Raw genomic sequence first — 22,103 nt, forward strand, 5'->3', positions numbered from 1 at the left:
CGCAACGCTACCGGGCGAAAACCGCACTATTTCTTGCGGGAAAGCTTAAACGCCGCAAACAGGAAAATCACCCACACTGGCAGCAGCATCGCCGACAGGCGCATCTCATCCATCGTGCACATCAGCACCAGAATCAACCCCAGGAAAGCGATACAGAGATAGTTACCTGCCGGATAGAGCAGCGCTTTAAACTGTGTTTCACGCCCCTTGCGGCGCATTGCCGCGCGAAAACGCAGGTGCGCCAGGCAGATCATGATCCAGTTCAGGAGCAACGTGGCAACCACCAGCGCCATCAGCAGGCCAAAGGCCTCTTTCGGCAACAGATAGTTAATCAACACCACCAGCGACGTGATAGCGCCAGAAAGCAACAGCGAATTCACCGGCACGCCGCGACGGCTGACGCGGGTAAGAAACCTCGGCGCGTTGCCCTGCACAGAGAGACCAAACAGCATGCGGCTGTTGGAGTAGACACCGCTGTTATAGACCGAGAGTGACGCCACCAGAATGACGAAGTTCAGCGCAGAGGCCACCATATTGCTGTTCAGATCGTGGAAAATCATCACAAATGGACTGCTGTCAGACTTCACCTCAACCCACGGGTAGAGCGCAAGCAGCACCACCAGCGAACCGATATAGAACAGCAGAATACGGTACACCACCTGGTTGACCGCTTTAGGAATGCTTTTATGCGGATCGCGCGCTTCAGCAGCGGTGATGCCAATCAACTCCAGGCCGCCAAAGGAGAACATAATCACGGCCAGAGAGAGGATAAGCCCCTTCCAGCCCGTTGCCAGGAAACCGCCGTGTTGCCACAGGTTGTCGATAGTGGCACGCTCGCCACCGTGACCTGAGAACAGCAGCCAGAGGCCAAAGCCGATCATACCGATAATCGCCAGCACTTTAATCAGCGCGAACCAGAACTCGGTTTCACCATACAGGCGGACATTCACGAGGTTAACGGCGTTAATGATAATGAAGAAGGCCGCCGCCCAAATCCACGTCGGAACGTCCGGCAGCCAGTACTGCATATAGATGCCAGCCGCCGTGAGCTCAGCCATCCCCACCAGCACGAACATCACCCAGTAGTTCCAGCCGGACAGGAAGCCTGCAAACGGGCCCCAGTATTTATATGCAAAGTGTGCGAAGGAGCCTGAAACCGGCTCTTCAACGACCATCTCACCGAGCTGGCGCATGATCAGGAAGGCGATAACCCCGGCGATACCGTAACCCAGCAGAACCGCCGGGCCAGTCATCTGAATCGCAGGGCCGATACCGAGAAACAACCCGGTACCAATTGCGCCGCCGAGGGCAATTAACTGAATATGTCGATTTTGCAAACCACGTTGCAGCGTCGGATTCTGTTCCGACGAAGCTTCAGTACTACCGTTGCCTGAAGCGGATGACGCGTCTTTCACGTCCTACCCCTGTCTCTTTTTTAGAAGGGGCACGTTTTAACACTTCATGCTGGAGGTAGCAAGGGATTGGGAGGAACCTGGGCAGCCACCCCGATACCGGAGTGGCTGTGGAGTCATTATTTTTTCTTGTAAATATTCGCCGTACCGTGAATTTTATTGTTGGTGTTACCTGAAGTGAGCACCAGCACATCCGCGCCTTTCTTATCCGCTTTTTCAATCAGTTCTTTTTTCGCGTCATCAACCGATACTTCATTCGAGGTGCTTACCGTACCGATTTTTTGATATTGAGACGCCACTTTCTCAAACTCATTTTTGGTCATTAGTTGAGCAGCAAACGCATTGGTCGTAAACAGTAACGCAGTTCCCAACAAAATAGCCGTTGTCTTTTTCATAACTTTTTTCCTTGAGATTAATCAGCAACTACGAAAAACCCCACACATTATGTGTGAGGCATTATGAGCATGGTAGAGAATCTCAGGAAATGCCATACGTTCTGGAAAATTCTTTTATAACAACCCGTTGCACGAAATTACTAACGACTATTAAGAATATTCAAAAACACGTGCCGTGCCAGCAATCTCAATGCGTACCGACGTGCCAGGGTTCCACCCGGGCTGGCTTACCGTCTTCAGAATCACAGGCTGCTGTTGCCCGGCTAATCCCAGGGTGAGCGTCGACAGCTGACCGGTGAAATCCACATCAAGAATCGAGATCGGGCTTTCATGCGCTGCACATGCCGTTACGCGCAGTTGTTCGGGGCGCATCATTACCCTGCCCTCTCCTGTCGCATGCGCGTTGTCCGTCGGCACCTCACCCAGCGCGCATATAGCACTCCCGGCATTGAGCTGAGCTGGCAGGATCACCGCATCCCCAAGAAACAGCGCCGTTTCTTCGTCAACAGGCTGTGTGTAGACTTCATAAGGCGTACCAACCTGGGTAAAACGTCCGGCACGCATGACGGCAACCTGGGTGGCAAACGACAACGCTTCGTTCTGATCGTGGGTGACCAGAATGGAGGCAACGCCCGCTTCGGCCAGCAGATCGGCCGTTGCTTTGCGCGTCATCGCGCGCAGGCCCGTATCCAGCGCTGAGAAGGGCTCATCCAGTAGCATCAGTGAAGGACGCTGAGCAAGCGCACGGGCCAGCGCCACACGCTGCTGCTGCCCACCGGAAATCTCATGCGGCCAGTGCGTCGCAAGCTGCCTGTCCAGCGAAACCATATCCATCAGCGCTTCAATACGCTGACGCTTCTCATGACGTGTACCGTCCAGCCCCCAGGCAATGTTATCTGCCACATTAAGATGCGGGAACAATGCGCCCTCCTGAGGAACAAAACCGATCCCGCGCAGGTGGGCGGGGACAAAACTGTTCTCATCGAACAGCGTTCGCCCCTGCATGACAATGCGCCCGGTGTCCGGTGTTTCAAACCCGGCAAGAATTCGCAGCAGCGTGGTTTTACCTGACCCGGATGGCCCGACAATTGCCGTCCGGCTCCCGGGGGCAACGCTCAGGTTTAAGCTGTCGAGCACCTGCACATCAGAGAATGTTTTAGAAATGGAGGTTAATTCAAGCATGTCAAAGCCCTGCAATTTTTTTCGACTGCATATAGAGAATGGCGGTCAGCGGGAGTGAAATCAGGATCATCAGCATTGCGTAAGGGGCAGCAGCCACATAATCGATCTCGCTGGTCAGCGCCCAGAACCCGGTGGAGAGCGTGCGTGTGCCCAGCGGAGAGAGCAGCAGAGTCGCAGTCAGCTCGTTGCTGACACCGAGGAAAACAAGTGCAGCCCCCGCTGCCGCACCCGGCGCAGCCAGCCGCATCGTGACGCTCCAGAGCGCCTTCGCCGGCGTACTGCCAAGACTGCGCGCCACGTTTTCCAGTTCTACCGGTGCCTGTGCTATCCCGGCACGCAGGTTAATGAGCGCGCGGGGCATAAACATCAGCAGATAGGCAAGGAACAGGGTAATTTCCGTCTGGTAAATGGGACGGGCGTAATGAATGGTGACAGTGACCAGCGCAAGCGCGGTAACAATCCCCGGCAGCGAACTGGTGATGTAGATGCAGCCTTCCAGCAGACGAAAAACGCGGTGGGGGTAGCGAATTCCGAGCCAGGCGATGGGGATCACACACGCTGTCGTCAACAGAGCACCACCCACACCAAGCATCAGCGTCTGGCGCAGTGAGTGCCAGAGATCGGCGCTCATCCAGTTTTGCACACCGCCGAGCCAAATCCAGCGACACAGAACAATTAATGGCACGCCCAGTGCCAGAACAATCAGCACGATGAAAAACAGCTGACCCAGCGCAGCCGCAGCGGGTTTCAGCGGCCAGCGCTTCTGTTCACGTGCGGCACCAGCACCAATGCGCGCGTAGCGTGCTTTTCCGCGGGTAACACCTTCCAGCACTAAGATAGCCAGACAGCACAAGGCCAGTACACCCGCCAGCATGTTTGCGGCAGGACCGCTGAAGGTAGACTGAAACTGGTCATAAATCGCCGTGGTGAAGGTATCAAAACGGATCATCACGTACAGGCCATATTCCGCCAGCAGGTGCAACGCCACCAGCAGCGCGCCACCACAGATCGCGAGTTTGAGTTGTGGTAGCACCACGCGGAAAAAGACCCGCCACGGCGGAGTACCGAGCGAAGCGGCGACATCTTCCAGCGTTGGGTCAAGGCGACGCAGCACCGCCGCAACCGGCATATAGATAAAGGGATAGTAGGCAAGTACGGAGAGGAACACGCCTGCAGAAAGTCCATGCATCGACGGGACAACACTTACCCACGCATAACTTTGTACAAACGCGGGGATAGCCAGCGGAGCCACCGCCAGCGCAGACCAGATCCCTCGTCCGGCAAGCTGCGTGCGCTCTGTGAGCCAGGCGATTGCTACGCCTGTCACAATACAAAGCGGAACCGCTAACGCTGTCAGCCACAGCGTGTTGCTGAGCAACTCAGCAACACGCGGGCGGAACACCAGCGCCTTAATCGTCTCCCAGCCCGTCTCAATGCCAATGGCAATGATAAAACCTAAAGGCAGAAGCGCCATTAATGAAAACAGGACAGCTAACGCAACCATCGGCAGTGCAGGACGCCTGCGAGCAGGCTCCTGCACTCTGTTTTTACCGATGTCGAGACTCAGACCAGACATAAGACGTTCACTTTACTCTCAGGATCACAGCAGACCGGCTTGAGTCATCAGCTCGATGACTTTTTTACTGTTGAGCGTTGAAGGTTCAACTTTCGGCGCATCGAGATCTTTCAGCGGAACGAGTTTCGGGTTAGAGGCAGCATTTACACCCACAGCATATTCAAAGGCATTGTTGGTACGCAGGCTTTCCTGGCCTTCTTTACCCGTGATGTATTTGATGAACGCCTGTGCTTGCTCTTTGTGTTTGCTGGATGCGAGTACACCACCGCCGGAGAGGCTTACAAACGCGCCCGGATCCTGGTGTTTAAAGTAGTAGAGCTGGGTGTTTTTGCTATTTTCACCCGTTTTGGACTGGTCGACAAAACGGTAGTAGTGATAAATCACGCCGCCATCAATCTGACCGGCATTGACGGCTTTCATGACGGTGCTGTTACCTTTGTAGGCAACAAAATTGGTTTTCATCGCTTTAAGCCATTCCAGAGTCGCCTTCTCGCCTTTCAGGGCCAGCATTGCGCTCACGATGGCCTGGAAATCTGCGCCTGACGGTGAGGCCGCCCAACGGCCTTTCCACTCAGGTTTCGCCAGATCCATCAGCGATTTTGGCAACTGCTGTTCGGTCAGTTTTTCTGGGTTATACACGAACACCGTGCTGCGGGCAGCAATCCCGATCCAGCGACCGTGTGCCGGACGATATTCTGCTGGTACCTGCTTCAGGGTATCTGCATTAAGTGGTGCAAACAGGTTGGCATTATCCACCAGAACCATGGACGGCGAGTTTTCCGTCAGGAATACGTCTGCTGGCGATGCGCTGCCTTCCTGAACCAGTTGGTTACCCAGCTCGCTGTCATCACCGTTACGCAGAGTCACTTTAATGCCGGTTTCTTTGGTAAAACCATCAACCCACGACTTAACCAGATTTTCGTGCTGCGCGTTGTAGACAACGATACCTTCGTTGTTATCTGCCGCAACTGATTGTGTAGAAAGGAAAAGGGATGAAGACAACAAGGCAAGGGAGAAACATGACAGCAGACGAGAATTCATGAACATATCCTTAATTGACCAACGTGATTAACAACGCATAGCTTTGTGGGACAGGATTAAAGCATACAAAAACGCTAATGATAATTAGTATCAATCCAGTTTTGGCGTAAAAGTGTAAAATTTCATTATCGCGGGGTTTGGAATGATAAAAATCCAGATGAAGAAAGCGGAATGATTAAAAATTAAGAAAACCTTAAGGCTAAATGGAAGAAAAACTCATTAGCCTTCTATTTATTAGAGCGACATTTAATACACAGGCTAAGCAACTCTCCCGCCATAAAAGCAGGAGAATTTTTTGCGAGGTGTTATTTATCGATTAAATTAAAATCACTCTGGTTATATCTTTGCCCCTGAATATTGTCAGGCGTGAAGAGACTGTCAATGACCTTAATATCGGAGTCGGAAAGGTTCAGACTGACCGCACCCGCATTATCATGTAAATGTGCTATTTTTCGTGCGCCCGGGATGGGAACAATATCCTCTCCTTTACTCATCACCCACGCCAGTGCCAGTTGTGCCAGGGAGCAACAGTATTTATCAGCGACGCCCTGTAGTTGATCAAGCAGCAGTTGGTTTTTCTGCATCGCTGCTTTCTGGAAGCGAGGCAGGTTGCGCCGAAAATCATCCTCGCCAAAACCGGAACTGTCTGTGATTTTCCCGGTTAAAAATCCGCGTCCCAACGGACTATAGGGCACAAACCCAACGCCTAACTCGCGGCAAGCGTTGATAATGCTTTCCTCCGGCTCGCGAGTCCAAAGCGAATATTCCGTTTGAACTGCGGTAATCGGATAAATTTTGCAGGCCCGGCGTAAAGTGTCGGCTGACACCTCTGAAAGCCCGATATGGCGAATTTTCCCTTCCTTGATTAAATCAGCCATTGTTCCCACAACATCCTCAACAGGTACTGTCGGGTCAACGCGATGCTGATATAGCAGATCGATAGTATCGATATTGAGACGTTTAAGTGAACCTTCCACCGCTTCGCGAATATGTTCAGGGCGGCTGTCAACACCAGCCATACGCTCAAGCCCCTGCCCGACAGGAAGAATACGGAAACCAAATTTAGTCGCAATCTGTACCTTATCGCGAATGCCTTTGATGGCTTTTCCGACCAGGACTTCATTATCAAAGGGGCCGTAGACTTCTGCGGAGTCAAGGAAGGTGACGCCCAAATCCACCGCAGCGTGAATAGTATTGATCGCCTCCGACTCTTCGGCACCACCATAGGCAAAACTCATCCCCATACAACCCAGACCCAATGCTGACACCTGGAATTTACTTTTCCCAAGATAACGTGTTTTCACCTTATATTCCTCTTTCGATAAACGACAGGAAATATATACTTCCATTTTTCACGCATAACAATTAGTATATTTTTAATGCAGTATTTTATGGAAACTAACAATGAAAAACGTGCCAGAATTACAGCACATAGAAATATTACTTCTTATTGTAAAACATGGGAGCTTTCGTAAAGCCGCAAAAGAATTAAATCTTTCAGCGCCGACATTAACGGTCGCTATAAATAATCTTGAAGAAAAACTGGGTGTTAGGCTTTTAAATCGCTCCACCAGAAGCTTGTCTTTAACCGCTGTCGGCAAAACATTTCTTAATGACGTGACGCCAGTCCTGAATGACTACAGGCGCGTCATTGATAATCTTAATGACCACAAAGATAACCCAGAAGGCGTCATCAGAATCAACTTACCCCGAATCGTGCTTGATCTCTTTTTTCAAAGCCACTTCGTTAAGTTCAAAAATGATTACCCGGGTATTAATTTAGAGTTATTCACCACTGACAGAAAAATAAATATTATAGATTCAGGTTTCGATGCCGGAGTACGTTATACACAAGATGTTCCTAAAGATATGGTTGCAATCCCATTTGGAGGCAAGATGTCTCTTATTCCCGTTGCCAGCCCCCATTTTGTGGAAAAATCAGGACAGCCTGACTCACCAAAAGATCTTATAAAATTCAGGTGTATAAATCGCTGCTTTCCTGATGGACAACGATACCAATGGGAGTTTATAGATTCACAAGGGGAAAAAATGGACGTGTCTGTTAATGGCGATCTGGTTGTAGATTCAGATGCGGCAATGATTCAGGCTGCTGAATATGGGTTAGGTATTGCGTTTGTTTATGAGAATCTGGTTAAAGATAAAATTAGCGAAAACAAACTTGTCCGTTTGCTACCCGATTATGCCTATCCCGCTGATAATTTCTGTGTTTACTACCCGAGTCGAAAACATCTACCTGCACCGCTGAGAACTTTCATAGCGTGGGTTATGTCGATGAATAAAGACGCATGTTGAGATGAAATGGCACGCCCTGTAGGATTCGAACCTACGACCTACGGCTTAGAAGGCCGTTGCTCTATCCAACTGAGCTAAGGGCGCACTGAGAAGAGTGAACTTCGCGGTGGTGAAACGCGAAGAATTATACGGTCAATGTCAGGTGAGTCAATGCCTTTTCCGTTTTCATGTCCAATTACGCCTGGCCGGTTGTAAATACGCCTGTTTTTTCAACATTATCATCAGTTTCACCGTAAAATTATGCGCTGCGAAAAGGCTTAGTGGCATTTAAGTAACGCCTGCTGTTTTCCTGAACGTCACCTCGTCACACTAGTAAGAGGTATCCCGGCCGCCTGGAGGCTGACAGACAACAGGATAATGGAGTGACAGCGCAAAACCTGATCTATACGCCCCCCCAGTTACAGGCCCTTTCTCAGGACATCGTCGGCATTAAACTTGAGCCCATTGTCGCCCTCACCTCTTCGCGTCAGATTGGCGCTGAGGTGCTTAGCATCATGTCCGAAACGCGGCACAGTGAGGCGTTTTTCCGCCGCCAGTCTGCAGAAGAGTCGATAACCCTGCTTGAAGCGCAGCTTGTCGCATTAAAAAATACACCGCACTGTCATAACCTTTTTATTAATCTGCCGATAACCGTCCTGACAGAGTCAGAATCTTTTCAGCGACTTATCCGGCTGAGTGGGGCTCCGCTGAATATTGAGATCGTCGACCTCGCGGATTTTTTGGCGCTGTCTGTTACGCGGAAACAGAGCGTCATCCAGAACCTGCAGCAACTCAGAAGGCAGGGGCATAGCATCTGGCTGGATGATGTTGATGAAGTATTAATTTCGTCGTTTATATCCTGTCGCCTACCGTTAAGCGGCATCAAAATTGATAAAGAAGCTTTCTGGCGCTTACGCGCTACCCCTGCGCTGGGGCAACTGGTTTCACTTTGCTTTCAGCTTGCCGGGAAAGTTCTTATCGAAGGGATTGAAACTGAGCGCGATCGTACCTGGGCACTGCAGGCGGGCGCAGAACTCGGCCAGGGATATTACTGGCCGTCCTGGACATGGCCGGAGGATTAAAAAGCCATTTCCAGGAGGGAGACCATGCGAATGACAGTGCGCCGTTACAGGCGGCGGCGTACAGGAAGTGATGCATTGGGATTTACGCACTCGCCTTTTGCTCCCCCTTTTTTCGACCGACTCGAATTTTTGAGCCAGTCCATCAGCCAGCCCCGCAAAACAGACGCCCCGTTTATCCTTCTGGTGACGGAGGATCATTTCCTGCGCACCGGTTTTCTCAACGGGCAGTTTCCCCTGAGTAGCTGCTGCGACTACGCCACGCTGGACGACGCCCTTGTCGCTCAGACGCAGTGGCCATCAGCCCGTCTGGTCGTTGATATTGAAAGCCGGTCCACGGGGCTTCTGGAGAAACTGGATCAGTTGAGACGGCATAGCCTGTTTCCTCCTTTCCTTACCCCCTGGCTGTTGGTCCGGGCCGATAATTATGACACCCGCCTCTTCTGCAAAGCGGCAGGTCCCTTTCATGTGCTCGAACGTCAGCTGAACGCCGCAGCGCTCCAGCACAGCCTGCTGGATACTCGTCCCCCGCAGGGGACCGGGAAAGACTGGTTCTCGCGCAATGAATGGCCCATCCTGCAGGAACTTTCCCGGGGCAAGACATTACGTCAGATTGCCCATATGCAAAATCGTCCCTATAGCCGCATTATCTATCGTCTCAGCTGCATCCTGCTGAAACTAGGGCTAAGCCATCGCCAGGAATTGCTGCATCTTCTTAATAACCTCTCAGACTGCACGTTTTCGCTCACGTCATAACCCCTTATTTCCTAAAGCGGTTTAGGAATTTACTTACCACTTGCGTTGCAAAAATGTTAATTATTAACAATAAAATCGAAATTATAACTATTCCTAATTTATGGGCGTGAACCTTGTGAAATACCACAAATTGAGGAAACAGCAGAACTTTCCTCCATCCGTTAAGTGAATGCAGAAGGCGTTAATAAGATGATAATGATGTAAAAACAAACAACTTAGCGACACCTTCCCGGAGTAAAAAGTGAAGCAGTCAGCATGTTCTCCTGTGCAGATGACGCCATTATCCGGGTCAACGTAAGAACTTTCAGATGAAGGTCTGACGGCCTGTGAGGGTAATTTTTAACCTCTCCACAGCGAGTTCGCCCCTTTAAAAAAGGCGTGTTTTTGTTAACAATTAATCAACATACAGAGATATCTGTTATTTTTTGTTATTACATAAAGACGAAAATATGCGGTAAATGGGATAACAGGACATTTCCGCTAATTTTAAAAAATTAGCTATTCAGATCCAGAAGATAATACAAACTAATACCCGGATATTAATTTACAGGGTTTTCGGAAAAAACTTACCCTGTATAATAAGATGCGTACCAAATCTGAATAAGAAAAACCTTTTTGCCAACACCAGCCAAATGAGATGACCGCGCTGAGGCATAGTTCTTTTCATTACGTAAACAAGGATGCTTTCGCTCTTTCCAGGGAAATACTTCGGTATAGGGATCTGCACATTATATCCTTCCGGCATTTCGTGAGTTTTACAAAACTCTACATAACGCTTTTAACAATCTGAGGCATTAAAAATGAAACCGGCATCCGTTATCATTATGGACGAACACCCTATTGTCAGAATGTCGATAGAAGTCCTGCTACAGAAAAATAAAAACATCACCGTCAAGCTCAAGTCTGGCGACAGCCATGAAGTCCTTGACTGTATCCGTAATCACCCTATTGATATGGTGATCCTTGACATCGAACTCACCAGTACAGATGCTTTCGCTTTACTAAAGAGAATCAGAAACTTAAATAAAAACATTAAGATTCTGTTCCTCTCGTCGAAATCAGAGTTGTTTTACTCAGGCCGTGCCATTCGAGCCGGGGCAAATGGCTTTGTCAGTAAACGAAAAGACCTGGGTGAGATCTACAATGCCGTAGATATGATCCTGATGGGCTATTCTTTTTTCCCGTCGGAAACGCTGAATTTTATAAATCACCAGGGTTCAGGGAAAGGGATCGCAGTGGATATGCCATTATCGAATCGTGAAGTCACGGTATTACGTTATCTGGCGAATGGATTATCCAATAAGGAAATAGCTGAACAGTTACTATTGAGTAACAAAACCATTAGTGCGCACAAATCCAACATTTATTCCAAGCTGGGTGTGCAAAGTATCGTGGAATTAATTGATTACGCCAAAGCGCACGAACTGCTATAACCTGAATTCACTCCCTGCAGCTTATCTGAGCTGCAGGGAGTGCGGTCAGTGCTAATTATAGTTAATCATGAAAGTAGCATCAGCGTCAGCCTGTCCGGGCTGAGGGTTATCGGCAGTGGCAATATAATTGGCATAAAACGACAGAATTGCATTCCCCTGCGCATCAACCGTGACTGGCTGGCTGGCCTGTTGAAGCGGCAGACGCGTTTTATCCGCATCCCTGATCTCAACGGCGACATGACTTGCTGTACTGGCGTCATTCAACGCCAGCAACCCGTTATTACTTCCGTCAGCTTTGCCTGAAAACGTGATCGACGCAGCGCCCGGCGGACAGCCAGTCAGCTTCAGCGTAAACGGCATGGGCTGCGTGCGGCTCCCGGTGGAGCTCAGCTGTTTAGTCGGCCAGGTGCCTAACGTGACGGTCTTGTCGCTATCGCTCCCCTCTGCTACACAGGTGAAATCGACAATATTGCCGTAGAGTCGAATGTTAATTTCGCCCAACGCGGTTTCCGCCTGAGCTTGTGTGCAAAGCGCAAAGAGCGCCACGGTAATAAAACGGATCCCGTTTCGCATATCGGCTCCTTAGTCGTAATCCACACGCAAATATCCGCGCGAGGTAAAGCGCCCTTCCGCTGGCTTGTTGCCCGTCACGCTCACCGGCCAGACCCGGATCCCTACCTGCGCCTGCGCACTGTCGTCGAGGCGGAACGGAATTTTACTCGTCAGGTTGTTGGGCGTGAGCGGCGCACCGCTCTCGTTGGCAATGATGAAGCCCACATCCGGGTTATCGGACACCAGTACATTATCGGAGACCTTTTCAGCCTCGACACGCATCGTCAGCATGGCGTTCGCCTCCACGTTGGTGCATTTAATCGCGATGGTTTTGCTTTGCGATGAGACGCCCTCCGGCTTGTTACCCACACCCGCTTTGCTGAACAAAGAGGCGCCAATGTCGCCGAAATCAAACTCAACCACATTACCGGCATTGATGGCGCAGCTCTGCGGCACCTGAATAGTTCCGCTGTAGCTGATGGTGTAGACAGGCGTGGTTAACGGATCGGAGGACGTGGTGGTGACGTAAACACGGAACATGGTGGCACGTGGGATCACCACCATATTGATAAAGCGTCGCGTCACTTTAAGGCGGAAAATAAGGCTGGAATCCTGCACACCAAACGGTTTGTTTTTTGAAACGTTCGGATGACTCCCCATCTGGATATAGTTTTTGGGTGGATAAAACGCGCCAGCAAAGCTGTCCGTGATTTTCATCGCCCCGTCCAGATAGTCATTAAGCTTCAGATACTGGTAGCCATCGCTGGTCCCGGTGATCGGGTAATCTGTCACATAGCTACGTTTGGTGGTATTACCGGTCGTGCCCTTTGGGCAGACGGCATTCACCCCTACCCACTGTGATTTCTCGCTGAGCGTCACGACCTGCCCGACCTGGTTATTCGAACTATTAAATTTATCCGTCAGGTCGTAATGCACTTCCGTCGGTACACCTTTTTCATTGACGCACACGGTCGCTAATGCGTTTGTCGCGGGCAGTAACGCCAGAAACGACAGGGCAAAGATTTGGGTTTTAATCACAGCTGATCCCCTTAAGTGTGATCGCTTGTTGCAGGCTCTTTTCAGGTAAGCTGTAAGGTGCACGGCACTGGGACTGCGCCCCGTCGCCCCACTGGATAAGCAGTTCACCTTCCAGCGGCAGCCCACTCAGGTAGATCTGCCCGTCATCCCCCACCATACTGGTAACGCCACTCTGGGTTTCGCGCACCACGGCACCGAACGGCACGGGCTGGTTACCGCGCGTCACCGTCAGCAGGGCACGCACACCGATACGCGTATCAAAGCTGGCGCGAACCAGCGCGCCTTTGGTTGGCACCACGCTGCTCACGTTGTTTTCGATATCGGTGTTGTTGCTCATGGTGTTGGTATCCAGCGCCACGCGGTTGTAGCGATAGACGGTGGCATACGGCATAACCGCATAGCCTCGCCAGTCGGTTTTCACGCCGGTTTGGTTTTCCACACTGACGCCCGATGCTCCCGGCGCTTTGATCAGCACGTTGGTGTCGCCCAGTGGCTGACTGAAGGTCACCCCGTCGGCATGACCGACCACACCACCGGAGAGCTGCCAGTTGAGATCGTGCTGATCGCGTGAGTAGTTATAACCCGCGGCCAACGTGCCGTAAGTCGCCTGCCAGTTGGCACTGGCGCTACCGCTTGAGCCATTATTGCTGGTGTGTCCCTGGGTCACACTGTAGTTCAAGTTGCGATCCTCCAGCAGCGTACCGCTGACGCCAGTTTGCCAGCTCGTATCGCCATCGCTGTTTCGGCTGGCGGATGCCGTGGCATAGGCGCGGTCAATCGCGCTATCCCGGCGATACCCCTGACGGGTAAAGAGGCTGAACGGTACGGAGACGTTAAACGATGCGATCCGGTCGGTACCTTCTATCCCGACGGATTTGTTCCACGACCAGGAGACGGAGTAGTTGATCCCCTTCACGCCTCCCGCATACCCCAGTTGATACCAGAGGTTTGTCTCATCGGTTCCCCAGTAGCTCTGCTCGCTGCCGGAGATATAGACCGATCCATAGTCACCCAGCGACTGAGAAATATTGAGCTGGAAGCGCCCTTTTTTATTCCATGTCAGGTTGTGATAACTCTGCACGTCCGGGACGCCATCTTCATCCTGGTTATCGGCATACTGATAACCTTCCATTGAGCGCCAGGCCACATCGTCCAGGGTGTAAAACCCTTTTGTGGAGTAGCGGTAACCCAGCAGCTGGAAGTTGGTGCCGAAACCGTTGAGTGATTTCGCGTAGAGGAAGCGCAGAGACTGTCCTTCATGTTTGCTGTCGTCCGCGAGCTGGCTGCGGGCGTGAGTAATATCGAGCGAGACCGCGCCCCAGTCACCGAGGTTTTTTCCGGCCCCGATAGCCACCGCGGTATAACGAGATGCCAGCTGGGTACCACCGTACAGCGTGTAACCATTGGCAAGACCGGTAATCAGGGTTCCCTGAGTAAAGAATGGCGTATCCTGATCGCTGTTACCGCTGCGGTAATCCCCCGCCACAAGGTCATATTTCCAGCGTCCTTCACGCTGCAGGAGCGGTACAGTGGAGTACGGCACGGTGTAGCGCTGCTGGGTACCATCTTTCTCTTCGACCGTCACTTCCAGGTCACCGCTTGAGGAGGTCGGGTTGAGATCGGTAATGGCGAACGCGCCGGGCTGGACATAGCTTTGATAGATAACATAGCCGTTCTGACGAACCACAACTTTGGCGGGCGTCCGGGCAATTCCGCGTACGGTAGGTGCATAACCCTGCAGGCTATCAGGGTACATGCTGTCAGATGAAAAGAGCCGTCCACCGCGAAAACCGACACTGTCGAAGACATCATTGCCGGTATTACTGTCACCCAGCACCAGTTCACTTTTAAGCGGAATGACGGTGCGTTGCGCCCAGGTGCCGATATTCTGCCACTCGCTGTGCCGCTGCCCGTTATTCTGTGTGTAACGCCATGCGCCATTGTTACGTAAACGCCAGGCGCCATAGTTCAACCCGCTCTGCAGGTTCAGGTAATAACTGTCGTCCTCACTGCCCCGGTTACCGGTGAAACTGTAGTTCAACAGGGCGGCGGGAATGCCTTCATCCCACTGTTCAGGCGGAATGTAGCCACGGGCACTGTTCTGCAACGCCACCTGCGGCAGGCTGACGTTCAGACGCTGAGAAGCAAAGTTAAATGCCGTCTCGCTGCCGGGGATGGCCGTGGTCAGCGGAACGCAGGTATCGCCCTGTACATTTGCCAGTTCAGGAAATGCCGCAACATTGACACCAAAGCGATCGAGCATCGCGCGCGTGATGCACGGCGATAAACCGCCCGCCACCGGCGGGGTGTTTTCGGCTTGCTCAAAACGCACGTCCTGGGTGCCGATAAACTCATCGTTACGCCAGATATCCACGCGATAAACGCCGGGTGCCTGCTGGTGACCTTGTTCAAAACGCGACAAATCCGCCACGCTGGCGGTATCGTCGGACAAGAAGGCCGGGTTGAAGTAGCTTTCGCTCCAGCCAGCCTGCGGCCAGAGCGCGGCCATCAGCGCCAGTGCAACCGGGCAGTAACGTCCCTGATGATTTTTCATCGCCCTGACTCTGCTCACAGGTTGACGCTACGCGCCGGTGTAATGGCACCGTAGTCATTTACGCTCTGCCAGGAGAGCGTGCCGCTCGCACCGGCTGGCAGTACCTGTTGTGCCGAGTTTTTAGGCGCAACCATCAGGTTATCCAGCGCCTTACCCCCCAGCTTCATGTTGACCAGGGTGATGTAATACGGAGACGCGTTGCTGACTTTGAGGTGGTTGCCAGTACGCTCAAAACGCAGCTGGGAGAGCGCCTCTTCCGGCTGCATCGCCAGATTGTTCGGGCGTACAAACAGTTTGATACGCGAAAGGATCGCCAGCTGCAGCACGTTATTGTTTTCCGTTTTCGCTTTGTTCACTGACGGGATCGCTTTCACGTTCATGTAAAAGAGCGATTCACGGTCGGCGGGCAGCGTCGGTCCGGCGTAAATAATACGCAGCGTGTTTTCGCTGTCTGGCTCGCTGACAAACAGGGGCGGAGTGACGGCAAAGGTTTTTTCTTTTTGCCCGTTCGCATTTTCGATCCATGCGTTGATTAAATAGCGTTCTTGTTTGTTGCTGTTAGTGATCGCCAGCGACGTTTGCTTCGCATCTGCCGGATAAATAACGCGCGTGGCCCCCAGCGCAATACCGCCGGAAGCATTCGCGCAAGCAGAAACCATCATCAAAATAAACGATAAAAAAAGTCCTGGTTTAATTCGGGTATTCATCACAACCGTACCTTTAATAATGTGTTCGCAGGTGTTATGGATAAATCAACGTAAACCAGACATCCGACTGAATATTGCCTGGCATGAGATGTTCGGAAATAGCCCGATAGCGGGCGCTAAAATGAAACGCGAGTTCACTGGTATTTACCGGCAACCAGCTGACGGCCGTCGCATTTGGGATAATCTGACGTTGTTGTTCGTCAAAGAGCGCCAGCCCCACACCGCTGCTAACAGGTGTTTCACCTGGCCGCGATGTCGCCAGAAAAACCTGCGGATCTTCTGCGGGCGTGACACCCTGAAACTGGATCCCCACGGTGCGCGAGACATCAACGCTGCAATCCAATAGCCGCACAGTGAAGGGCACATTCACCGTGGAAAAACTGCCCACTCCGGCAAATGAATTGGTTCGATACTGTCCCATGTCGATGCGCATATTCTGGCTGTCGGGCGCCACGGCGCAGCCGCCGTTCACCAGCTCACCTCTGAGGTGAACTTTCCCGCCTTCGATCACCACAGTATGTGCCGTTGCCTGGTTAGCCATCGCAAGGGTTAAAAGCAGTAGTGCTCCCGTTTTTGTCATCCTTCGTTCCTGGCATTAGCGTATGACGGCCTCGTCCCTGAGGCCTGGACATCCCTGTACGAATTATTCGTATTTCATAACGAAGGTGGCGTCAGCGTTTGCCTGGCCTGGCTCGGTGGTCGCAGCCGTTGATTTATAACGCGCGGTGAATTGCAGGGTGTTCGTTCCTTCGATCAGGTTCTGCGCAGCAGAGAAGGTTGCACCGTCTGGGGTCAGAACGCTGGATTTGCTGTCGAGGATCTCGATACCCACGCCTTTCGCGGTGTTGTCATTGTTACCGGAAGTCACTGCCAGCAGGGTTTTGTCAGTTGCATCAATCTGACCGGTGAACGCAACAGCAGCGGTTTTTGCTACCAGTGGATCGCAATCGTTCAGTTCAATGTTGAATGGGATATTAGAGGTAGTGTCGCCCACTTTAGTGAATTTCGCGGTACGGTACTGACCGAGATTAACCGTCTGCTCGGAAGAATCGGTATTTACTGAACATGCAGCATTAACCAGTTCACCTTTAAAATGCACAGTACCGCCATTTACGGAAACCGGATCTGCATGAGCGGCACCCGCGACCAGGGCCAGAGTTGCAATAACAGAAGAAGCAATGTTGCTGAGTTTCATGTCTATTCCTTTAAAATGTAAATAACCCTTCCCGCGAATAATCGGGAATAAGAAATACGTTCAATTGATGAATTGAAAACTTATTTCGGAGGAGACAAAGTAGCTCAGGAATCATTTTTTAAATATGTCAAAACGCTGCCATTTCTCCAGGTCACATCCTAATCCCGCCTAAGAAATTGACCATCCACCTGGAAGGGTTTTTACGTCCTACTGATGAAAACTCGCAAAGGGTGACTGACAGCAGCGCTCGCTTCTGACAAAATACAGGCAATCCCCCCTTTCAAACGTTACAGACGGAATCTTCTCTCTGATGGCAGCAAAGATTATTGACGGTAAAACGATTGCGCAGCAGGTGCGCTCTGAGGTTGCGGAAAAAGTGAAGGCGCGTAAAGCCGCCGGAAAACGCGCCCCTGGGCTGGCCGTTGTGCTGGTTGGTAGCAACCCGGCATCACAAATTTATGTCGGCAGCAAACGCAAAGCGTGTGAAGAGGTGGGCTTCGTCTCCCGCTCTTACGATTTGCCAGAAACCACCAGCGAAGCAGAACTGCTGGAACTTATTGACACTCTGAATGCCGATAAAGAGATCGACGGAATTCTGGTTCAGTTGCCGCTGCCAGCAGGCATCGACAACGTGAAGGTGCTGGAGCGTATCGCACCGGATAAAGACGTTGACGGTTTCCATCCGTACAACGTTGGCCGCCTGTGCCAGCGTGCACCGCGTCTGCGTCCATGTACGCCACGCGGTATCGTGACGCTGCTGGAGCGTTATAACATTGACACCTACGGTCTGAACGCCGTGGTCATTGGTGCCTCCAACATTGTGGGCCGCCCGATGAGCATGGAACTGCTGCTGGCCGGCTGCACCACTACCGTCACCCACCGTTTCACCAAAAATCTGCGTCACCACGTAGAGAACGCCGATCTGCTGATCGTTGCCGTCGGGAAACCGGGCTTTATTCCAGGTGAATGGATTAAAGAGGGTGCGATTGTCGTGGACGTCGGAATTAACCGTCTGGAAAACGGCAAAGTCGTCGGTGACGTAGTGTATGAAGATGCTGCGGCACGTGCCTCTTACATCACCCCGGTACCGGGCGGCGTAGGCCCGATGACCGTCGCCACATTGATTCAGAATACTTTGCAGGCGTGCGAAGAGTACCATGACGTAGAGGACGCGTAAGATGGCGACATTTTCATTAGGAAAACACCCACACGTTGAGCTGTGCGATCTGCTGAAGCTGGAAGGCTGGAGCGAAAGCGGTGCGCAGGCGAAAATCGTGATCGCCGACGGGCGAGTAAAAGTCGACGGTGTGGTAGAAACCCGCAAACGCTGCAAGATTGTCGCGGGCCAAACCGTAAGCTTCGAAGGACAGAGCGTGACCGTTACGGCCTGAGCCGTTTGATGCCCTCCCCTAACCCTCTCCCAGCAGGAGAGGGTTAAAAATCCCCTCACACCTATCACGGTTATTTATCGATCAACTTCAAATAATCACTATTTCCTCTGTTGAATAGTGAAAATTCAGTTGCGCGTTTTTCACACTTTGCCCACGATAAGTAGAACGTTCTACTAAAACGTTCTACTTACAATAACAGCGCCAAAAAAAGCGCTACTCGGGGGAAATCAGCATGAGTCTGATATCAGGGTTTGTTAAATCGCTGTCTAAGTTGTCTATGATTGGTCGCGCCTTGATGCTGCCAATTTCACTGCTTCCCGCTGCGGGCCTGTTGCTGGCCTTCGGCGATAAGTTCCACCTGCCGCTGATGATGAACGCAGGCGGGGTTATTTTTGATAACCTGCCGATGCTGTTCGCCATTGGCTCTGCCGTCGGTCTGGCGTCTGAATCCGGTATTGCCGCACTGTCTGCGGCGGTATCGGTGTTTGTCACGAATATCACCATCAGCACCGTACTGAGCATCACGCCGGAAATGGCGTCACAGGGCGGGAAATACGCCATGGTGGTGGGCATCCCGACACTGCAGATGGGCGTCTTCGGCGGCCTGATTTGCGGTATTCTCGCGGCCTGGTGCTATAACCGCTTCCACACCATGCAACTCCCGGAATTCCTGGGCTTCTTCTCCGGTAAGCGCTTCGTGGCGATTGCAACAGCGTTCCTCTCTTTCCTGATGGGGTTGCTGCTGCCCTACGTCTGGCAACATATCCAGGCCGGTATCGACGCGCTCTCCGTGATCGTTAACGGCGATAATCAGGCGGCGTCGACCTTTATCTTCGGTCTGGTGGAGCGCGCGCTGATCCCGCTCGGACTGCACCATATCTGGTACCCGTCTTTCTGGTATTCGTTTGGGGATTACACCACCCAGGCAGGCCAGGTGATCCACGGCGACCAAACCATCTGGTTCAAGATGCTGGAAGAAGGGGTCAAATCCTTCAGCAGCGACACCTACGAGAACGCCGGTAAGTTCATGCAGGGTGAATTCCCGCTGATGCTGTTCGCGCTGCCTGCGGCGTGCCTGGCGATGTATCACGAAGCCCATACGAAGAATAAGAAAATCGCGGCCGGTATTCTGTTCTCTGCGGCGTTGACCTGCTTCCTGACGGGGATCACCGAGCCGGTTGAGTTTACCTTTATCTTCGTGGCACCGATTCTGTACGTCTTTAACGCCATCATGGCGGGCCTGGCTTATATGACCATGTATCTGCTGCATGCGCATATCGCCAAGTCGTTCTCCGCGGGCTTTATCGACTATCTCTCATTCGGGATCCTGCCGTCATTTAACGGTTACAAAACCAACTTCCTGAATGCCATTATCATCGGCATTCCGATGGGCCTGATTTACTACTTCACGTTCCGCTTTGTGATCCGTCGTTTCGATGTGAAAACGCCGGGCCGTACTGAAGTGACAGCCAATGCGGATGAGAAGTCAGATTCCGAACTCGCGACCGAGATCATCTCCCTGCTGGGCGGGGCGCATAATATCGACTCCGTCGGATCCTGTATCACCCGTTTACGTCTGGAAGTGGCAAAAAGCGAGGCAGTTGATAAAGACGGCCTGAATGGGCTTGGCGCGCGCGGCGTGGTCTTCGTCGGCGACAACGGTATTCAGGTGATTTTCGGTGCCAGAGCACAGTTTATCGCCCAGACCATGTCCACCATGATCGGCAAATAATAAGATGCCTGAACGACACGTCTCCTGTACGCTGGGAGACGTGTTTTATCTGGCTGATAATCGGCAAATTTCAGGGAGCGGTTTTGAAGAAAGTCAGCATTATTGATGTCGCAAAGCACGCGGGCGTTTCGGTCTCAACCGTCTCGCTGGTGTTGCGCCAGAAAGGGAAAATCTCAGAGGCAACGATCGAGAAGGTCAACGCTGCCATCAATACCCTGGGCTATGTTCATAACGTCGCCGCCGCCAACCTTCGCGCCAACACCTCCAATCTTATTGGTCTTATCCTCCGTGACTTCAGCGACAGCTTCTCCATCAAGGTGATGGCGAGCATCGTCCAGGAGCTGGAAAAACAGGGGTATATGGTGTTTCTCGGCCAGCCGCAGAATGACTATGACCATCTTGAGCGCTGCCTGCTGTCGTTTAAACAGCAGGGCGTCGCCGGTGTGATTTACCTGGCTTCTGACACCCGGACATCCACCCTGCCGGAACACATTCGTCATTGCCCACTGCCGTTGGTTGCGGTCTCTCAGTCGCTGCTGGATGAAAAATGCAACCTGGTAATGCGCGATAACCGTCAGGCGGCAAATCTGGCGGTGCGTTATCTTATCGAGCGCGGCCATCGCAATATCGCCTACATTGGCGGGCGTGAGGGCTGCCTTATTCGCGAGCAGCGCCTGCTCGGTTTTCGCAGCGCGATGACGCAAAACGGGCTGGTCTGGCGCGATGAATACTCTCCGGCCTGCAGCGATGACACGCTGGCAGCAGGTTTTGCCACTCGTCAGTTACTGGAAAAAAACAACACCATCACCGCCCTGCTCTGCCACTCGCCTGATGCCATGATCGGCTCCATATCAGCGATTCATCAGGTCGGGCGTACGGTGGGTAAAGACGTGTTTCTGACGCAGCAGGTCGCGCTGGTCGGTTTCGAAGATATGCTGCACGTAAACCTCACGTCACCGTCATTGACCTACGTCTCCTCCGCCAGTGAAGAGACGGGCCGTCAGGCAGCCGGGTTGATTATTCGCAAGCTGAAAGAGCCGGACTTGCAAACGCAGCGGATTACCCTCTCCGGGCAGCTTATCGCACGCGAATCGGCGTAAAATCAGAATTTAGCACAGGTCTGTTAGCGCGAGATTACTGCTATATTTCCATGATTTGCCATGGATAATGTCAATGCCTACCGTTATTACGCATGCTGCTGTTCCGCTTTGCCTGGGCTTAGGCCTGGGAACCAGAGTTATTCCGCCTCGACTGCTGTTTACTGGAATTGTCCTCGCGATGTTGCCGGACGCCGACGTGCTGGCGTTTAAGTTCGGCGTCGCCTATGGCAATGTTTTCGGCCATCGCGGCTTTACTCACTCCCTGCTGTTTGCCTTTGTGGTGCCGATACTCTGCGTTCTGATAGGTCGACGATGGTTCAGAGCCAGCCTGACCCGGTGCTGGCTGTTTTTAACCGTGTCATTACTGTCGCACAGCCTGCTGGATTCCATTACCACGGGTGGAAAAGGGGTTGGTTGGCTGTGGCCGTGGTCAGACGAACGCTTCTTTGCGCCATGGCAGGTGATTAAGGTCGCACCGTTCGCGCTGTCACGCTATACCACGCCGTACGGGCATCAGGTGATCATTTCCGAACTGCTGTGGGTGTGGCTGCCGGGAGTAGTGCTGATGGGGATGTTGTGGTGGAGACGACGTGCGCGCTGATGCCCTCACCCCGGCCCTCTCCCACGGGGAGAGGGAGCAAACCTGACAATTCCCTCTCCCTGCGGGA

General features: G+C 52.2%; 21 protein-coding genes and 1 tRNA gene. 9 read left to right on the forward strand and 13 right to left on the reverse strand.

The features are described 5' to 3' along the window. Positions 1-26 precede the first annotated feature (26 nt). The 6 genes from pheP to WB237_RS11595 all read right to left on the reverse strand — a co-directional run bounded on the left by pheP (position 27) and on the right by WB237_RS11595 (position 6,910). Entirely contained in the window at positions 27-1,415 is a 1,389-nt protein-coding gene (pheP, locus tag WB237_RS11570) for a phenylalanine transporter (RefSeq protein WP_336213110.1), read from the reverse strand. A gap of 116 nt (positions 1,416-1,531) precedes the next feature. Next, a complete protein-coding gene (gene yahO / locus WB237_RS11575; protein WP_336213112.1) occupies positions 1,532-1,807 on the reverse strand; it encodes a DUF1471 family periplasmic protein YahO in 276 nt (91 codons plus the stop codon). 150 nt (positions 1,808-1,957) lie between these two features. Next, positions 1,958-2,989 carry an ABC transporter ATP-binding protein gene (locus WB237_RS11580; protein ID WP_336213115.1) on the reverse strand — a complete coding sequence of 344 codons (1,032 nt, stop codon included), beginning with the start codon at positions 2,987-2,989 and terminating at the stop codon, positions 1,958-1,960. A gap of 1 nt (position 2,990) precedes the next feature. Continuing rightward, positions 2,991-4,565, reverse strand: a complete 1,575-nt coding sequence (locus WB237_RS11585; RefSeq protein WP_336213117.1) for an ABC transporter permease — start codon at positions 4,563-4,565, stop codon at positions 2,991-2,993. Between the two features lie 24 nt (positions 4,566-4,589). Further along, positions 4,590-5,606: an iron ABC transporter substrate-binding protein gene (locus WB237_RS11590; RefSeq protein WP_114978002.1), complete on the reverse strand. Its 1,017-nt coding sequence runs from the start codon at positions 5,604-5,606 to the stop codon at positions 4,590-4,592. A gap of 305 nt (positions 5,607-5,911) precedes the next feature. Next, positions 5,912-6,910, reverse strand: coding sequence for an aldo/keto reductase (locus tag WB237_RS11595; protein ID WP_336213120.1), 999 nt, complete (start codon positions 6,908-6,910; stop codon positions 5,912-5,914). 100 nt (positions 6,911-7,010) lie between these two features. Between WB237_RS11595 and WB237_RS11600 the strand changes: the two genes are divergently transcribed. Then, positions 7,011-7,919: a LysR family transcriptional regulator gene (locus WB237_RS11600; protein WP_336213122.1), complete on the forward strand. Its 909-nt coding sequence runs from the start codon at positions 7,011-7,013 to the stop codon at positions 7,917-7,919. A gap of 7 nt (positions 7,920-7,926) precedes the next feature. Here WB237_RS11600 and WB237_RS11605 read toward each other — a convergent pair. Beyond that, positions 7,927-8,003: transfer RNA gene (locus WB237_RS11605), tRNA-Arg, on the reverse strand. A gap of 278 nt (positions 8,004-8,281) precedes the next feature. On the opposite strand from WB237_RS11605, the gene WB237_RS11610 reads away from it, so the two are divergent. The 3 genes from WB237_RS11610 (at position 8,282) to fimZ (ending at position 11,166) form a co-directional block, all read left to right on the forward strand. Beyond that, positions 8,282-8,980, forward strand: a complete 699-nt coding sequence (locus WB237_RS11610; protein WP_336213124.1) for an EAL domain-containing protein — start codon at positions 8,282-8,284, stop codon at positions 8,978-8,980. Between the two features lie 24 nt (positions 8,981-9,004). Then, positions 9,005-9,733 carry a helix-turn-helix transcriptional regulator gene (locus WB237_RS11615; protein WP_336213127.1) on the forward strand — a complete coding sequence of 243 codons (729 nt, stop codon included), beginning with the start codon at positions 9,005-9,007 and terminating at the stop codon, positions 9,731-9,733. 800 nt (positions 9,734-10,533) lie between these two features. Then, a complete protein-coding gene (fimZ, locus tag WB237_RS11620) occupies positions 10,534-11,166 on the forward strand; it encodes a fimbria biosynthesis transcriptional regulator FimZ (protein ID WP_049007446.1) in 633 nt (210 codons plus the stop codon). A 51-nt stretch (positions 11,167-11,217) separates the two neighbouring features. Here fimZ and sfmF read toward each other — a convergent pair whose 3' ends face one another. From sfmF to fimA, 6 genes are all read right to left on the reverse strand, one after another. Next, positions 11,218-11,739 carry a fimbria assembly protein gene (gene sfmF, locus WB237_RS11625; protein WP_134707218.1) on the reverse strand — a complete coding sequence of 174 codons (522 nt, stop codon included), beginning with the start codon at positions 11,737-11,739 and terminating at the stop codon, positions 11,218-11,220. A 9-nt stretch (positions 11,740-11,748) separates the two neighbouring features. Beyond that, entirely contained in the window at positions 11,749-12,756 is a 1,008-nt protein-coding gene (gene fimH, locus WB237_RS11630; RefSeq protein ID WP_336213131.1) for a type 1 fimbria D-mannose specific adhesin FimH, read from the reverse strand. Continuing rightward, a complete protein-coding gene (locus tag WB237_RS11635) occupies positions 12,749-15,310 on the reverse strand; it encodes a fimbrial biogenesis usher protein (protein ID WP_336213132.1) in 2,562 nt (853 codons plus the stop codon). Before WB237_RS11635 ends, fimH begins: the two co-directional genes overlap by 8 nt. A 14-nt stretch (positions 15,311-15,324) precedes the next feature. After that, a complete protein-coding gene (gene fimC, locus WB237_RS11640; protein ID WP_336213134.1) occupies positions 15,325-16,017 on the reverse strand; it encodes a type 1 fimbria chaperone FimC in 693 nt (230 codons plus the stop codon). A gap of 34 nt (positions 16,018-16,051) precedes the next feature. Beyond that, the gene (gene fimI / locus WB237_RS11645; RefSeq protein WP_272910531.1) at positions 16,052-16,597 is read right to left on the reverse strand and encodes a type 1 fimbrial protein subunit FimI; all 546 of its coding nucleotides are present in this window, start codon (positions 16,595-16,597) and stop codon (positions 16,052-16,054) included. A gap of 63 nt (positions 16,598-16,660) precedes the next feature. Further along, complete coding sequence (fimA, locus tag WB237_RS11650; RefSeq protein ID WP_028018406.1) at positions 16,661-17,212, reverse strand: type 1 fimbrial major subunit FimA; 552 nt, start codon at positions 17,210-17,212, stop codon at positions 16,661-16,663. A gap of 310 nt (positions 17,213-17,522) precedes the next feature. On the opposite strand from fimA, the gene folD reads away from it, so the two are divergent. The 5 genes from folD to WB237_RS11675 all read left to right on the forward strand — a co-directional run bounded on the left by folD (position 17,523) and on the right by WB237_RS11675 (position 22,036). Next, on the forward strand, positions 17,523-18,389 hold the full coding sequence (gene folD / locus WB237_RS11655; RefSeq protein WP_008499332.1) for a bifunctional methylenetetrahydrofolate dehydrogenase/methenyltetrahydrofolate cyclohydrolase FolD: 867 nt from the start codon (positions 17,523-17,525) through the stop codon (positions 18,387-18,389). A 1-nt stretch (position 18,390) separates the two neighbouring features. After that, positions 18,391-18,603 carry a ribosome-associated protein YbcJ gene (gene ybcJ / locus WB237_RS11660; protein ID WP_023310640.1) on the forward strand — a complete coding sequence of 71 codons (213 nt, stop codon included), beginning with the start codon at positions 18,391-18,393 and terminating at the stop codon, positions 18,601-18,603. Positions 18,604-18,835: 232 nt separating this feature from the next. After that, complete coding sequence (locus WB237_RS11665) at positions 18,836-20,335, forward strand: PTS transporter subunit EIIC (RefSeq protein ID WP_336213138.1); 1,500 nt, start codon at positions 18,836-18,838, stop codon at positions 20,333-20,335. Between the two features lie 83 nt (positions 20,336-20,418). Then, entirely contained in the window at positions 20,419-21,435 is a 1,017-nt protein-coding gene (gene malI, locus WB237_RS11670; protein WP_049007453.1) for a Mal regulon transcriptional regulator MalI, read from the forward strand. A 73-nt stretch (positions 21,436-21,508) separates the two neighbouring features. Further along, complete coding sequence (locus WB237_RS11675) at positions 21,509-22,036, forward strand: metal-dependent hydrolase (RefSeq protein WP_129323861.1); 528 nt, start codon at positions 21,509-21,511, stop codon at positions 22,034-22,036. Positions 22,037-22,103 lie beyond the last annotated feature (67 nt).

Origin of the sequence: Enterobacter sp. P82 (assembly GCF_037053385.1) — a bacterium.
GTDB lineage: Bacteria > Pseudomonadota > Gammaproteobacteria > Enterobacterales > Enterobacteriaceae > Enterobacter.

What these genes read in the sequence shown, in the direction of transcription:
- yahO (WP_336213112.1), bottom strand. Translation starts at nt 1,807, where the DNA reads ATGAAAAAGACAACGGCTATTTTGTTGGGAACTGCGTTACTGTTTACG.
- WB237_RS11580 (WP_336213115.1), bottom strand. Translation starts at nt 2,989, where the DNA reads ATGCTTGAATTAACCTCCATTTCTAAAACATTCTCTGATGTGCAGGTG.
- WB237_RS11585 (WP_336213117.1), bottom strand. Translation starts at nt 4,565, where the DNA reads ATGTCTGGTCTGAGTCTCGACATCGGTAAAAACAGAGTGCAGGAGCCT.
- WB237_RS11590 (WP_114978002.1), bottom strand. Translation starts at nt 5,606, where the DNA reads ATGAATTCTCGTCTGCTGTCATGTTTCTCCCTTGCCTTGTTGTCTTCA.
- WB237_RS11600 (WP_336213122.1), top strand. Translation starts at nt 7,011, where the DNA reads ATGAAAAACGTGCCAGAATTACAGCACATAGAAATATTACTTCTTATT.
- WB237_RS11615 (WP_336213127.1), top strand. Translation starts at nt 9,005, where the DNA reads ATGCGAATGACAGTGCGCCGTTACAGGCGGCGGCGTACAGGAAGTGAT.
- fimZ (WP_049007446.1), top strand. Translation starts at nt 10,534, where the DNA reads ATGAAACCGGCATCCGTTATCATTATGGACGAACACCCTATTGTCAGA.
- sfmF (WP_134707218.1), bottom strand. Translation starts at nt 11,739, where the DNA reads ATGCGAAACGGGATCCGTTTTATTACCGTGGCGCTCTTTGCGCTTTGC.
- WB237_RS11635 (WP_336213132.1), bottom strand. Translation starts at nt 15,310, where the DNA reads ATGAAAAATCATCAGGGACGTTACTGCCCGGTTGCACTGGCGCTGATG.
- fimC (WP_336213134.1), bottom strand. Translation starts at nt 16,017, where the DNA reads ATGAATACCCGAATTAAACCAGGACTTTTTTTATCGTTTATTTTGATG.
- fimI (WP_272910531.1), bottom strand. Translation starts at nt 16,597, where the DNA reads ATGACAAAAACGGGAGCACTACTGCTTTTAACCCTTGCGATGGCTAAC.
- fimA (WP_028018406.1), bottom strand. Translation starts at nt 17,212, where the DNA reads ATGAAACTCAGCAACATTGCTTCTTCTGTTATTGCAACTCTGGCCCTG.
- folD (WP_008499332.1), top strand. Translation starts at nt 17,523, where the DNA reads ATGGCAGCAAAGATTATTGACGGTAAAACGATTGCGCAGCAGGTGCGC.
- ybcJ (WP_023310640.1), top strand. Translation starts at nt 18,391, where the DNA reads ATGGCGACATTTTCATTAGGAAAACACCCACACGTTGAGCTGTGCGAT.
- WB237_RS11665 (WP_336213138.1), top strand. Translation starts at nt 18,836, where the DNA reads ATGAGTCTGATATCAGGGTTTGTTAAATCGCTGTCTAAGTTGTCTATG.
- WB237_RS11675 (WP_129323861.1), top strand. Translation starts at nt 21,509, where the DNA reads ATGCCTACCGTTATTACGCATGCTGCTGTTCCGCTTTGCCTGGGCTTA.